Genomic DNA, 13,440 nt, shown 5'->3' with positions numbered 1-13,440 from the left:
TGATCTCTGACGGGATCTATGACGCCAGATAGGGGCGATCCGGTTCAATCCATTTTCTGCGGGAGGAATTGCCGTACTCAGTCCTCTCCGATTTCTCCGGTTTCTCCGGATTCTTCCGCCGGGGCGTACACGCGCCCGTCCCTCAGCCGCAGCGGCGGGCGCGCGAGGGCGGTGACCAGGCGGCGGTTCGGCAGGCCCAGGCGCAGCCGCGCCGACTCCAGCGGCAGCCCCGGCGCCAGCGGATTGGCCCGGCCGTGCTCGGTGAGCTCGTCGGCCAGGCGGCGGTGCAGGCCGTCCCAGTGCCCGGGGTCGGCGAGCCACTCCTCGTCGATCGCCAGCGCCGACGGCGGCGCCGCGCAGCCCATGACCGCCAGGTCCGAGCGGTGCAGCACGCCGTGCCGGCGCAGCACCTGCGCGCCGTCCGGGCGGTCGGGCCAGGACGCCAGCTCCCGGGCCCGGGCGGCCGCCGCGCCGCGCCGCACCAGGGTGGGCGGCCGGACGTCCAGGACGCTCACCCCCGCCACCGCGCGCCGCGCGGGGTCGCGCAGCAGGGCGCTGTCGCCGATGTGCAGGGGCAGCCGCACGTTGAGGGTGAGCCGGGCCGTGTCGGGCCCCAGCGGTCGCAGGCCGACGGGCACGGCCGCCGACCCGATGTGCAGGATCATCTGCCGGGCCAGCCGCCCGGACGCCTCACCGAACCGGGTGCGCACGTCGACCGAGGTGGTGTGGGACCAGCGGCCGGGGCTGACCAGCGCCGTCCCGCGGCCGTGCCGGCCCCGGGGCACGCCGCGCAGGACGAGCGCGACACGGGCGACGCCGCTGACCCGGTCGAGCGGCTCCCCGGCCGCCTCGACGCCGCCCACCCGCACCCGCTCCCCCGAGGGCGTGAGCAGCAGCTCGTCGCCGACCGCCACGGTGCCGGCGGCCAGCGTCCCGGTGACCACGGTGCCGTTGCCCGCCCCGGTGAACGCGCGGTCCACCCACAGCCGGACCGGCGCGGTCTCGTCCGGGACGGGCAGGCGGGCGGCGAGGCGGTCCAGCGCGGCGGTGAGCTCGTCCAGCCCCCGCCCGGTGGTGGCGCTGACCGCGACGGCCTCGACGCCGCCCAGGCTCGTCCCGGCGACCCGCTCCCGGGCCTGGCGCAGCGCCAGCGTCGGATCGGCCAGATCCGAACGGGTCACCGCGAGCACGCCGTGCCGCACGCCGAGCGCGTCGATCGCCGCCAGGTGCTCCCCGGTCTGCGGCATCCAGCCCTCGTCCGCGGCGACCGCCAGCAGCACCGCGGGCACGGACCCGACCCCGGCGAGCATGGTGGTCACGAACTTCTCGTGGCCGGGGACGTCCACGAACGCCAGCCGCTCCCCCGAGGGCAGCGCGGTCCAGGCGAACCCGAGGTCGAGGGTGAGCCCGCGGCGGCGCTCCCCGGCCGGCCGGTCGGGATCGGTGCCGGTGAGCGCGCGGACCAGCGCGGACTTGCCGTGGTCCCCATGCCCGGCGGTGGCGACGACCTGCATCAGTTCCCTTCCAGGACGGCCGGTGACGGCCTCCCCGCGGCGTGCGGGCTCCACGCTGAGCAAGCCTAGGGACGGCGGGCCCGCTCGCGAAAGCCGATCCCGCCCACAGAGTGAGATCCGCGTCTCGTCGCGCGCGGCTGGACGCCGGCGATGTCGTCGGCCATCCGCCCCACCAGCCCCGCCAGGCTCCGGCGGTCCTCCGGCGACCAGCCGGCCAGCGCCTCGGCCATCCAGCGGCGGCCGACCGCGCAGATGCAGTCGACGGCGTCCCGGCCGGCCTCGCGCAGCCGCACCCGGTGCGCCCGGCCGTCGCAGGGATCGGGCACCCGCTCCACGTAGCCGGCCTTCTCCAGGCGATGCACGAGCCGGGTCACGTGCGGCGCCTCCACCGCCAGCCGCGCGGCCAGCTCGCCCGGCCGCAGCGGCTCGCCCGCCTCCGCCAGCACCCGCAGCAGCGGGACCGCGGCCCGGTCGACGGGGACGCCCGCCTCCGCGACCGCCCGGTCGTGCAGGCTCGCGCGGGTCAGCAGGTGGGAGACGCGGGTGAGCGCCCGCTCGATCTCCACGATGCCGGCGGGCGGTTCGGGCACGTCGGCGGCGCGCGGCGGCGGGGTGGGCGGCATGACGGCACCCTACCCGTGCAGTTACTTAACTTAAGTAAGTACAATCCTGGACTATCAAGATCGGGAACGTTGCAGGCCCGGTCCGCAGTCCCTCCCCATCCCCCCGACCGCCGCATGTCCGCGGCCCTGGAGGTCACGTGTCCGGCGCTATCACCCAGGCGCCCGGACGGCTCGAACCGTCCGTCCGCCCCGAGCCCGGCGCGCTGATCCTGATGGCGCTGGCGACCGCGGGCCTGGTCGTCGCGGTCCAGCAGTCGATGGTGATCCCGCTGCTGCCCAGCCTGATGACCCGGTTCGACGTCTCGATGACCGCGGTGACCTGGGTGTTCACCGCCTCGCTGCTGGCCGGCGCGGTCGCCACCCCGCTGCTCACGCGGTTCGGCGACATGTACGGCAAGAAGCGGATGATCCTGCTGTGCCTCGGGACGCTGTTCGCCGGCTCGGTGGTCTGCGCGCTCTCGAACACCCTCGCCGTCCTGATCGCGGGCCGCGCGCTGCAGGGCGTCTCGGTCGCCATGATCCCGCTGGCCATCGGCTCGGTCCGGGACGCCTTCCCCGCCGAACGCGTCACCACCGCGATCGGCGTCATCAGCGCCACCATGGGCGTCGGCGGCACCATCGGCATGATCGTGACCGGGGTGATCGCCGACCTCACCTCCAGCCACCGCCCGGTCTTCTGGATCAGCGCCGGGCTGGCCGTCGCCGGACTCGTCCTCATCGCCTGGAGCGCTCCCGAGGTCGGCGAGCGCGCGGGCGGCCGCCCCGACGTCCCCGGCACGCTGCTGCTCGCCGCCTGCCTGGTGTGCCTGCTCATGGCCATCAGCCAGGGCAACCGCTGGGGCTGGGCCTCCCCCGGCGTGCTCGCCCTCTTCGGCGCCGCCGTCGCGCTCTCCGCGATCTGGGTCGTCGTCGAACTGCGGGTGCGCGAACCGCTGGTGCGGCTGAACCTCCTGATCGGCAGCCAGTCCCTGTCGGCCAACCTCGCCTCGCTGCTGCTGGGCTTCGCCATGTACGCGATGTTCACCCTCATCGCCGGCTTCATCCAGGCCCCCAGGGAACGCCTCGGATACGGCCTGAGCGGCTCCGTCATGGACGTGGGCCTCTACATGCTCCCCAGCACCGTCACCATGCTCGTCGCCTCGACACTCGCAGGCCGCGTCTCCGCCCGCATCGGCCCCGCCTTCACCCTCGCCATCGGCTCGCTCGTCGCCGCGCTGAGCTACGTGTGGATCGCGCTCTCCAACGCCCACCCCCACGACATGCTCGTGTTCAGCGCCGTCCAGGGCGCCGGGTTCGGCATCGCCTACGCCGCCCTGGGCACCCTCGCCGTCCGGCACGTCCCCATGGACCAGAGCGGCATCGCCAGCGGCATCAACGCGCTCGTCCGCACCACCGGCGGCAGCATCGCGGGCGCCGCCACCGCCGCCGTCCTCGCCGCCTTCACCATCGCGGGCACCGGAATGCCCACCCTGGGCGCGTACGTCATGTGCTTCTGGATCGGCGCCGTCGGCGCCCTCCTGGCCGCCGGCGTGGCCCTCGCCAACGGCGTACGCCACCGCCACGCGTAATCATCTGGGGGGCGACCCCTCAGACCCCCACGCAGGGGGCTCCGCCCCCCCGCACCCCCCGCTGGGGGGCTTCGCCTCCCCTAGCCCCCCAGGTTCCTGGGGGGCTTCGCCCCCCTCGCCCCCTGGGGGTTCGGGCCTTGCCGCTTGGTGGGGTTGGCCTTCCTCACTTGACTTCTGGTGTCATCGGCGTGCCCTATAGGGAGGCGCCCCGAAATGGGTATTGGGGCCAGCGAACCGCCGTTCCGGAGGTCTGACATGGGCGCCTACGCCGCCGCGTACGAACGCAGCATCGCCGACCCGACGCGTTTCTGGGGGCTCGCCGCGCGGGACGTGCGGTGGATGGTGCCGCCGGACCGGGTGCTGGACGACGGCGCGCCGCCGTTCTACCGCTGGTTCACCGGCGGTGAGCTGAACACCTGCGACAACGCCCTGGACCGTCATGTGGAGGAAGGGCGCGGCGAGCAGGCGGCGCTGATCTACGACAGTCCGGTCACCCGCACCGTCCGGACGTACACGTTCCGCGAGCTGACCGAGCTGGTGGCGCGGTTCGCGGGGGCGTTGCGGAGGCTGGGCGTGGACCGGGGCGACCGTGTGGTCATCTACCTGCCGATGATCCCCGAGGCGGTGGTGGCGATGCTGGCGTGCGCCCGGCTGGGGGCGGTGCACTCGGTGGTGTTCGGCGGGTTCGCGGCCAAGGAGCTGGCGGTGCGGATCGACGACGCGCGGCCCAAGGCCGTGGTGTCGGCGTCGTGCGGCATCGAGGGGTCGCGGGTGGTGCCGTACAAGCCGCTGCTGGACCAGGCGCTGGAGCTGGCCTCGCACAAGGTGGACCGGTGCGTGATCCGGCAGCGGCCGCAGCTGCACGCCGACCTGGTCCGGCCGCGCGACGTCGAGTGGGACGAGGCCGTGGCGGACGCGACGCCGGCCGAGTGCGTCCCGGTGGCGGCGACCGATCCGCTGTACATCCTCTACACCTCGGGGACCACGGGGCGCCCCAAGGGCGTGGTCCGCGACAACGGCGGGCACGCGGTGGCGCTGCGCTGGTCGATGGAGAACGTGTACGGGGTGGGTCCCGGGGACGTGTTCTGGGCGGCGTCCGACGTCGGGTGGGTCGTCGGCCACTCCTACATCGTGTACGCGCCGCTGCTCACCGGCTGCACGACCGTCCTGTACGAGGGCAAGCCGGTGGGGACGCCGGACGCGGGGGCGTTCTGGCGGGTGGCGGCGCAGCACCGGGTGAAGGCGCTGTTCGCCGCCCCCACCGCGATTCGCGCGATCAAGAAGGAGGACCCGGACGGGGCGCTCCTGGCGGACCACGACCTGTCGGCGCTGGACACGCTGTTCCTGGCCGGTGAGCGGCTCGACCCCGACACCTACCGGTGGGCGTCGCGGGTGCTGGACCGGCCGGTCATCGACCACTGGTGGCAGACCGAGACGGGCTGGCCCATCGTGGCGAATCCGCGCGGCCTGGAGCCGATGCCGGTCAAGGCGGGTTCGCCGACGGTGCCGGTGCCGGGCTACGACGTGCGGGTGCTCGCGCCGGACGGCGCCGCGGCGAGTCCGGGGACCGACGGGGACATCGTGGTGCGGCTGCCGCTGCCGCCGGGCGCGCTGTCCACGCTGTGGCAGGACGACGAGCGATTCGTGGAGTCCTACCTGAGCCGCCATCCGGGCCACTACCTCACCGGGGACGGCGGCCACGTCGACGAGGACGGCTACGTGTGGGTGATGGGCCGGACCGACGACGTCATCAACGTGGCCGGGCACCGCCTGTCGACCGGGACGATGGAGGAGGTGATCGCGGCGCATCCGGCGGTGGCCGAGTGCGCGGTGATCGGGGTCGCCGATCCGCTCAAGGGGCAGGTGCCGCGCGGGTTCGTGGTGCTCAAGAGCGGCGCCGGCGCGGATCCGGACGCGCTGCGGGACGAGCTGGTGGCGATGGTGCGCGAGCAGATCGGGCCGGTCGCGGCGCTGAAGTCGATCTCGGTGGTGCCCGGGCTGCCGAAGACCCGGTCGGGCAAGATCCTGCGGGGCGCGATGCGGGGCATCGCCGACGGCGCCGACGTGCCGGTGCCGTCGACGATCGAGGACCCGGCCGTGCTGGAGGAGCTGCGGCCGATCCTGCGCTCGCCGACGGCGTCGCCGTAGGGGCGGGGCGCTACTGGCGGGTGCCGGTCCTCTTGGGCCAGAACGCGGACACCAGGTAGACGCCGATCACCGCCGCGGCGATCTGGAAGATGGTCTCCCAGAAGTTCCAGCCTCTGGTCTGCAGGCCGAACAGGTTGGCGAGCCACGTGCCGATGAAGGCGGCCACGATCCCCACCAGGATGGTCAGCCAGATCGACATGTTCTGCTTGCCCGGGACGATGAGCCGTCCCACCGCCCCGATGATCGCGCCGAAGATGATGGCGGTGAAGATCCCCCCGATGGTCATGTCCGCTCCTTGGGTCTTGGAGTGCGGGTGATGGGATCGGCGGCCGGTGCCGCGGACCCGTCACCGACGGGATACCCAGGGTGCGGATCTATAACGCGAACTGGAAAAACACCCCAAATTCGGCGTCAGCGGACGACGAGGACGCGGCGCCCGCGCGGGACCAGCTCGCCGATGACGGGGGCTCCGGGGACCTCCCCGGCCACCAGCAGCCCGCCGGAGGTCTGCGCGTCGGCGAGCAGCAGCCGCTCCTCCTCGGCGATGCGGCCGAAGTCGCTGTGCGGGGCGACCCAGGACAGGTTGCGCCGGGTGCCGCCCGGCACGAACCCCTCGCGGACGGCGCGGCGCGCGCCGTCCAGGTACGGGACGGCGGCGGAGTCGACGACCGCGGTGACGCCGCCGGCCCGGGCCAGCTTGTAGAGGTGGCCGAGCAGGCCGAAGCCGGTGACGTCGGTGGCGCAGCGGGCCCCGGCCTCCAGGGCCTGCCGTGACGCCGCCGCGTTCAGTTCCGTCATCGTGGCGACCGCCTGCGCGAACACCTCCCCGGTGGCCTTGTGGCGGGCGTTGAGGACGCCGAGCCCGAGCGGCTTGGTCAGCGAGAGCGGGAGCCCGGGGCGGGCGCCGTCCAGGCGCAGCAGCCGGCCGGGGTCGGCGGTCCCGGTGACGGCCAGGCCGTACTTGGGTTCGGGGTCGTCGATGCTGTGCCCGCCGGCGATGGGGCAGCCGGCCTCGGCGGCCGCGTCCCGGCCGCCGCGCAGCACCTCGCGGGCCAGTTCGGCGGGGAGCGCGTCGCGCGGCCAGCCGAGCAGGTTGAGGGCGAGCAGGGGCTCGCCGCCGACGGCGTAGACGTCGGAGAGGGCGTGGGCCGCGGCGATCCGGCCCCAGTCGTAGGCGTCGTCCACGACGGGGGTGGAGAAGTCGACGGTGGAGACGACGGCGCGGCCGCCCTCGATCCGCAGCACCGCGGCGTCGTCGCCGTCCTCGGCGCCGAGGAGCAGCCCGCCGCCGGCGCCGTCCGGGGTTCCGGTGAGCCCGGCGACCACGCGTTCGAGCTCGCCCGGCGGGAGCTTGCAGGCGCTGCCGCCGCCGTGGGCGTACTGGGTCAGCCGCACGTTGGCGGGCAAAGCGGGCAAGGGGTTCACCTTGGGAAATCTATCCCAGAGCCACCCCAAACGATCAAGAAACGGACCGTACGCGTCGCATCACCGAACGGCCACATCCGCCCGCCGCGCGGTCCGCTCCGGGCCGAATCCCGGCCGAATCCGCTTCGGGACCTTGCCGCGGCACCGTCCGGCATGGTGCGATACGGCCGTGCAAGTACGCACTTACATCCGCGTGCGGGCACTCCCAGGCAGGACGTTGACGACGAGGGGCGCGAATGGAGCAGGCGGAGATCCAGCGGCGGCGGGCCGAGCTGGAACGGAGACTGGCGGGCCGGACCGTCCCCGCGGAACTGGCCGGCACCGCCGAACGGCACGGCGGCCGCCCCGCCTACTCCGACCGGGTCGACGGCGAATGGCGCACCCTGACCTGGGCCGACCTGCGCCGGCGGGCGCTGGAGACGGCCGCCGGGTTCGCCGCGCTCGGGCTGCGCCCCGGCGAGGTCGTGGCGCTGATGATGCCCAACCGCTCCGAGCACGTGCTCGCCGACCTGGGCGCCGTGCACGCGGGCGGCACCCCCACCACGGTGTACGCGACGCTCGCCGCCGACCAGATCGCCTTCGTCGCCGGCGACTGCGCCGCCCGCTACGCCGTGCTGGACGGCCGCGACCAGCTCGACCGCTGGCTGCCCGCGCTGGACCGGCTCCCGGACCTGCGCAGGATCATCGTGCTCGACCCCGCCGCGTGCCCGTCCGGGGACGACGACCCCGACGGCCGCTTCCTCACCTGGGACGCCTTCACCGAGCTCGGCCGCGAGCGGCTGGCCGACGCCGGCCACGCCGCCGAGATCGACCGGCGGTGGCGGGCGATCGCCCCCTCCGACGACGTCACCCTGCTCTACACCTCCGGGACCACCGGCGACCCCAAGGGCGTGCGGATCACCCACTCGATGGTGCTGCACGAGGCCGCGCTGGTCGAGGACAGCTCGGTCCTACCCGAGCACCCCGCCGGAATCTCCTACCTGCCCTTCGCGCACATCGCCGACCGCGTGCTCAGCTACTACCTGCCGATCAGGCTGGCCTCGCACGTGCACTTCTGCCCCGACCCCGCGCAGCTGACGACCGTCCTGCGCGAGGTGCGGCCGCACTCGTTCTTCGGGGTGCCCCGGGTCTGGGAGAAGATCATGGCGGGCATCCAGGCGGTGCTGGCCGGCGAGCAGGACCAGGCGAAGAAGGCCGCGGTCGAGCAGGCCCTGGAGGCCGGGCGCCGGTACGTCGCCGGCCAGGAGTACGGCAACACCGCCGATCCCGGCGCCGCCGAGGCGTTCGAGCGGGCCGACGCCGCCGTGCTCACCCCGATGCGGGCGCTGCTCGGCCTGGACCGCGTGGGGCAGGCCTCCAGCGCCGCCGCGCCGCTGCCCGAGGAGGTCGCGCGGTTCTTCGCCGGGCTGGGCCTGAAGATCTTCGACGCGTACGGGATGACCGAGACCACCGGCGCGATCACCGCCAACCTGGCCGACTCGTTCAAGCTCGGCACGGTCGGGCGCGCCCTCCACGGCGTGGAGCTGCGGCTGGCCGAGGACGGCGAGATCCTGGTCCGCGGCGCCACCTGCACGCCCGGCTACCTCAACCGGCCGGAGGCCACCGCCGGCCTGATCGACCCGGACGGCTGGGTCCGCACCGGCGATGTCGGCGTGCTCGACCAGGACGGCTTCCTGCGCGTGGTGGACCGCAAGAAGGAGCTGATCATCACCGCCGGGGGCGAGAACATCGCGCCGTCCCTCATCGAGAACCACCTCAAGGAGCACCCGCTGGTCGGCCAGGCGCTGGCCTACGGCGACCGCCGCCCCTACGTGGTCGCGCTGATCACCCTGGACGGGGAGGTGGCCCCGGTCTGGGCCGCCGCGCACGGGATCGACACGACCGACCTGGCCGCCCTGGCCGCGCACCCGCTGGTCCTGGAGGAGGTCACGCAGGCCGTCGAGGACGCCAACGCCCGCCTGGCCCGCGTCCAGCAGATCAAGAAGTGGCGGCTGCTGCCCGCCGAGTGGACCGCCGAGAGCGAGGAGCTCACCCCGACGCTCAAGCTCAAGCGGCGGATCGTGCACACCAAGTACACCGACGCCATCGACTCGCTCTACGAGGCGTAGCGCCCGCCTCCCACGACGGCGCCGTCCGGAATCAGGCCGCCCCCGGACGGCGGCGGCGCCTCCGGCGGGTGGGCCCGGCCCACCCGCCGGAGGCGTGCGATCGGGCGCCGCGCGGACCGCACGGACCGCGCCGGCGGCGTAGCCTGGAGGCATGCGACGCCGGAAGCTGGCGTACGGGATCATGATGGGCACGTGCCTGACGCTGTTCGTGCTGGCCTGGGCGGTGGTGCGGCTGTTCTCGCCGCCGCTGGCGATCGCGATGTCGGTGGTGGCGATGGTCATCCCGCCGTTCGCCGCCGTGGTCGCGAACTGGGGCGTCGACCGCCGCGACTGAGAGCCCCGCCACCGCGCGCCGCGCCCGCGCGCCCGCGCGGACCTGCCAGAGTGCCGTCCCATGACGGGTACGGACATCGCCGGGCTGCTGGACCTGGCGGGCATCTTCGTGTTCGCGGTGTCGGGCGCGCTGGCGGCGGTGCGGCAGCGCCTGGACGTGGTCGGCGTGGTGGTGCTGGCGGAGATGACCGCGCTGGGCGGCGGGATCGTGCGCGACCTGGTCATCGGTGCCGTCCCGCCCGCGGCGTTCACCAGCCTGGGGTACGTGCTGGTCCCGCCGGCCGCCGCGGCGCTGGTGTTCTTCTGGCATCCCCAGGTGGCCCGGATCATGCCGGCGGTGCTGCTGTTCGACGCGGCCGGGCTGGGCCTGTTCTGCGCGACCGGCACGCTCAAGGCGCTGGAGTACGGGCTGTCGCCGCTGCACGCGGCGCTGCTCGGCGTGATCACCGCGATCGGCGGCGGAATCCTGCGGGACATGATGAGCGGCCAGATCCCGGCCGTGCTGTACGACCGGGAGCTGTACGCGGTGCCGGCGATGCTGGGCGCGGCCGTGGTCGCGGTCGCCACCGCGGCCGGGCTGCACGGGGCGGGCGTGATCGCCGGCGCCGCCGTGCTCGCCTTCGTGCTGCGGGTGCTGGCGATGCGGTACCGCTGGCGGGCCCCGCTCCCCCGCGGCGTCACCGGCCCGCCGCCGCCCGACCCCCGGGACCTGCGGGACTAGCGGGACCCGGCGGGACGGTCCTTCGCGCGGCGGGCCGTTCGGAGGTACCGTCACGGTATGGGGCGGATCACCGTACGCAGGCCGGTCCTGCGGTTGAGCACGGCGGGCGTGCGGGGGCGCAGGCCCGACACGCTGGCGGTCGAGGAGCCGCTGGAGATCCGGGTCGCCGGGCGGCCGCTGACGATCACGATGCGCACGCCGGGCGACGACTTCGACCTGGTCGCCGGGTTCCTGACGGCCGAGGGCGTCATCGGGCGCGCCGACGACCTGCTCGCGATGCGCTACTGCGCCGACACCACCGAGCAGAACACCCTCGACGTGGTGCTGGCCGAGGGGGTCGAACCGCCCGGCGAGTCGATGACGCGGGCGTTCACCACCACCAGCGCCTGCGGGGTGTGCGGCAAGTCCAGCATCGAGGCCCTGCGGGTGCGGCGGCCCTACGACGTCGCCGCCGACGGCCTCGTACTGACCCCCGGCACGCTCGCCGCGCTGCCCGACCGGCTGCGCGAGGCCCAGCGGGTCTTCGACCGCACCGGCGGGCTGCACGCGGCGGGCCTGTTCGACGGGAACGGCGAGCTGCTGGTGCTGCGCGAGGACGTGGGGCGGCACAACGCCGTCGACAAGGTGGTGGGCTGGGCGCTCAACAAGGGGCTGCTGCCGCTGACCGGCCGGGTGCTGATGGTGAGCGGGCGCGCGTCGTTCGAGCTGACGCAGAAGGCGATGCAGGCGGGCATCCCGGTGCTGGCCGCGGTGTCGGCGCCCTCGTCGCTGGCGGTGGAGCTGGCCGAGGACGCGGGCATGACGCTGGTCGGCTTCCTGCGCGGCGAGACCATGAACGTCTACACCGGCGCGCACCGCATCGACACCTCCGGCACCTCCGGCCCGTGATCCGGCCCGTGATCCGGCCCGTCCCGCGCGTCCGGCCGCGGCGCGCACGGCGTGCCAGGTCGTGGCGCCGGGCACTCACACAGTGACGAAAACCAGCCGGTAACTTATCGCCCGGATCTCAAGAAAACCCTCTCCCACGCGGGTTCACTGCTTCCCCAAGCGCAGTGGACCCCGACGACAACGCGAGGAGAGGGCATGGCCACGCCATCGGCGCCGGGCACGACCGCGGCGCCCGGGCTCGACGAACGGCACCCGCCCATCAGGACCCGCCGGGTGGCGTTCGACTGGTCGAAGACGCCGCTGCACTGGGTGCCCGGCGACCCGGTCGCCACCCACATCATCAACAGCTTCCACATCGTCCTGCCCGAGGGCGAGAAGTGGTTCATCCAGTGCGTCAAGGACGCCCGCCCGCACATCCGGGACGAGCGCCTGCTGGCGGAGATCAAGGGGTTCATCGGCCAGGAGATGGTGCACGCCCGCTCCCACCAGGGCGTGCTGGACCGGCTCCTGGAGGCCGGCGGGATCGACGTCACCAGGATCACCGGACCGGCCGGGCAGGGCAACACCGAGCGGCCCGCGCGGATGGCCGCGCTGAAGGAACGCTCGCCGCGCCGGTGGCGGCGGCGGCTGCGGTTCGAGCTGGCGGCCGTCGCCTCGATCGAGCACTACACCGCCGTGCTCGGCCAGTGGATCATGGACAACCGCCGGCTGGACGAGGCCGGGGTCGACCCGACCATGCTGGACCTGCTGCGCTGGCACGGCGCCGAGGAGGTGGAGCACCGCTCGGTCGTCTTCGACGTCTACAAGGCGATGGGCGGCGGCTACCTGATGCGCGTCGCGGCCTGGGTGGTCTCGCTGTTCTTCCTGTACTGGGCCCTGATCGGCGGCTCGCTGTTCCTGCTCAGGCAGGACCCGCTGGTCAAGGGCAGGGTGACGCTGCCGCGCTTCCTGCGGGCGTACCGGCGCTCGGTCCGCAGGGGCCACGTCCCGGGCGTCTTCCGGCTGCTGCTGGGCGAGGCCCCGGTGTACCTGCGGCCCGGGCACCACCCGTCCAAGATCTGCTCCACGCCGCAGGCGCTGGACTACCTGATGCGCTCCCCCGCCGCGCGCGCCGCCGGCTACGACCCGTACTGACCGTCCCGCACCGGCGTGGCGAGATTCACGGGAGGGGCGACTTGACCGGAAGGGATGCGGGCGATTAATTAACAGCGTGTCCAATAAAGTCGCGCTCGCCCGCCCCCACGACCCCGCGGAGCTCGAGCGGTTCCGGGAGGTCCAGCGGCTCAGCTACCGGTGCGCCGCCGAGATCGCCGGCACGCTGGAACCCGGCGTCACCGAGCGCGAGGTGTGCCGCCGCATGCGGCGCTGGCTGCGCGAGCGCGGCGTGGACGACTGGCTGCACACCCCGTTCGCCTGGTTCGGCGACCGGAGCGCCTTCCGCGGCTTCCGGGTCCCGACGCAGTTCCTGCCGAGCGGCGCCCGCCTCCGGGAGGGCATGCCGTACATTCTCGACATGGCGCCGGTGAAGGACGGCTACTCCGCCGACATCGGATACGCGGGCGTCCTGGGCACCAACCGGATCTGGGAGCGGCTCGACGCCGACCTGGCCGGCTACCGCTCCCTCATCCTCCGGCTGGTCCGGGAACGGCGCGCCTTCGCCGACATCTACGCCGAGGTGGACGCCCTCATCGAGCGCCAGGGGTACCGGAACCGGCACCGCGAGTACCCCGGCCGCGTCATCGGCCACCAGGTCGGCGTCCTCGGCGGTCCCCTGCCCAGGCGCGTGGCGTTCCCCTTCGGGGTGCGCTTCCTGCAGACCATCGGCCGCGAGCTGGTCAGGGAGCGGCTGGAGGGGCGCTCCCCGCTGTGGAACGGGTCCGCCCGGTCCCGGCACCCTCCGACGCCGGGCCTGTGGGCGGTGGAGCCGCACATCGGCTTCCGCGGCGTGGGCGTGAAGTTCGAGGAGATCCTCGTGGTCACCGAGGACGACGCGTACTGGCTCGACGACGACCTCCCGCACGTCCACCGGTGGGCCGCCGGGACGGCGGAGGCGTGAGCGGGCGGCGGGGCATGGGCGCAGGACAGGGCACGAGCGAGGAAGAGGGCATGGGC

The 13,440-nt window shown here is 74.0% G+C and carries 12 protein-coding genes; 8 read left to right on the top strand and 4 right to left on the bottom strand.

The features are described 5' to 3' along the window. Positions 1-77: 77 nt before the first annotated feature. Positions 78-1,568, bottom strand: coding sequence for a selenocysteine-specific translation elongation factor (gene selB / locus ACZ466_RS43775; protein WP_378285416.1), 1,491 nt, complete (start codon positions 1,566-1,568; stop codon positions 78-80). Positions 1,569-1,579: 11 nt separating this feature from the next. Continuing rightward, a complete protein-coding gene (locus ACZ466_RS43770) occupies positions 1,580-2,137 on the bottom strand; it encodes a MarR family winged helix-turn-helix transcriptional regulator (protein WP_378285417.1) in 558 nt (185 codons plus the stop codon). Between the two features lie 137 nt (positions 2,138-2,274). Between ACZ466_RS43770 and ACZ466_RS43765 the strand changes: the two genes are divergently transcribed. Then, positions 2,275-3,705 (top strand): MFS transporter, encoded by a 1,431-nt coding sequence (locus tag ACZ466_RS43765; RefSeq protein WP_378285418.1) that lies wholly within the window; start codon positions 2,275-2,277, stop codon positions 3,703-3,705. Positions 3,706-3,960: 255 nt separating this feature from the next. Beyond that, entirely contained in the window at positions 3,961-5,853 is a 1,893-nt protein-coding gene (locus ACZ466_RS43760; RefSeq protein WP_378285419.1) for a propionyl-CoA synthetase, read from the top strand. Positions 5,854-5,863: 10 nt separating this feature from the next. Here ACZ466_RS43760 and ACZ466_RS43755 read toward each other — a convergent pair whose 3' ends face one another. Continuing rightward, positions 5,864-6,139, bottom strand: a complete 276-nt coding sequence (locus tag ACZ466_RS43755; RefSeq protein ID WP_378285420.1) for a GlsB/YeaQ/YmgE family stress response membrane protein — start codon at positions 6,137-6,139, stop codon at positions 5,864-5,866. Between the two features lie 125 nt (positions 6,140-6,264). Further along, positions 6,265-7,260 (bottom strand): selenide, water dikinase SelD, encoded by a 996-nt coding sequence (gene selD / locus ACZ466_RS43750; protein ID WP_378285441.1) that lies wholly within the window; start codon positions 7,258-7,260, stop codon positions 6,265-6,267. Between the two features lie 254 nt (positions 7,261-7,514). On the opposite strand from selD, the gene ACZ466_RS43745 reads away from it, so the two are divergent. The 6 genes from ACZ466_RS43745 to ACZ466_RS43720 all read left to right on the top strand — a co-directional run bounded on the left by ACZ466_RS43745 (position 7,515) and on the right by ACZ466_RS43720 (position 13,384). Continuing rightward, on the top strand, positions 7,515-9,386 hold the full coding sequence (locus ACZ466_RS43745; RefSeq protein ID WP_378285421.1) for an AMP-dependent synthetase/ligase: 1,872 nt from the start codon (positions 7,515-7,517) through the stop codon (positions 9,384-9,386). A gap of 151 nt (positions 9,387-9,537) precedes the next feature. After that, the gene (locus ACZ466_RS43740) at positions 9,538-9,720 is read left to right on the top strand and encodes a DUF3099 domain-containing protein (protein ID WP_378285422.1); all 183 of its coding nucleotides are present in this window, start codon (positions 9,538-9,540) and stop codon (positions 9,718-9,720) included. A 60-nt stretch (positions 9,721-9,780) separates the two neighbouring features. Then, positions 9,781-10,440 (top strand): trimeric intracellular cation channel family protein, encoded by a 660-nt coding sequence (locus ACZ466_RS43735; protein WP_378285423.1) that lies wholly within the window; start codon positions 9,781-9,783, stop codon positions 10,438-10,440. 57 nt (positions 10,441-10,497) lie between these two features. After that, on the top strand, positions 10,498-11,328 hold the full coding sequence (fdhD, locus tag ACZ466_RS43730; protein ID WP_378285424.1) for a formate dehydrogenase accessory sulfurtransferase FdhD: 831 nt from the start codon (positions 10,498-10,500) through the stop codon (positions 11,326-11,328). 195 nt (positions 11,329-11,523) lie between these two features. Further along, entirely contained in the window at positions 11,524-12,462 is a 939-nt protein-coding gene (locus ACZ466_RS43725; RefSeq protein ID WP_378285425.1) for a metal-dependent hydrolase, read from the top strand. A 76-nt stretch (positions 12,463-12,538) separates the two neighbouring features. Next, complete coding sequence (locus tag ACZ466_RS43720; RefSeq protein ID WP_378285426.1) at positions 12,539-13,384, top strand: M24 family metallopeptidase; 846 nt, start codon at positions 12,539-12,541, stop codon at positions 13,382-13,384. Positions 13,385-13,440: the final 56 nt, after the last annotated feature.

This window comes from Actinomadura rugatobispora, assembly GCF_055379765.1.
Note: the sequence above shows the minus strand (reverse complement) of the source record. Positions and strands in the feature narration are given on the sequence as shown.

Bases quoted from the DNA above. Each gene is read 5' to 3' on its own strand.
- ACZ466_RS43770 (WP_378285417.1), bottom strand. From the start codon at position 2,137: ATGCCGCCCACCCCGCCGCCGCGCGCCGCCGACGTGCCCGAACCGCCC.
- ACZ466_RS43760 (WP_378285419.1), top strand. From the start codon at position 3,961: ATGGGCGCCTACGCCGCCGCGTACGAACGCAGCATCGCCGACCCGACG.
- ACZ466_RS43755 (WP_378285420.1), bottom strand. From the start codon at position 6,139: ATGACCATCGGGGGGATCTTCACCGCCATCATCTTCGGCGCGATCATC.
- ACZ466_RS43745 (WP_378285421.1), top strand. From the start codon at position 7,515: ATGGAGCAGGCGGAGATCCAGCGGCGGCGGGCCGAGCTGGAACGGAGA.
- ACZ466_RS43740 (WP_378285422.1), top strand. From the start codon at position 9,538: ATGCGACGCCGGAAGCTGGCGTACGGGATCATGATGGGCACGTGCCTG.
- ACZ466_RS43735 (WP_378285423.1), top strand. From the start codon at position 9,781: ATGACGGGTACGGACATCGCCGGGCTGCTGGACCTGGCGGGCATCTTC.
- fdhD (WP_378285424.1), top strand. From the start codon at position 10,498: ATGGGGCGGATCACCGTACGCAGGCCGGTCCTGCGGTTGAGCACGGCG.
- ACZ466_RS43725 (WP_378285425.1), top strand. From the start codon at position 11,524: ATGGCCACGCCATCGGCGCCGGGCACGACCGCGGCGCCCGGGCTCGAC.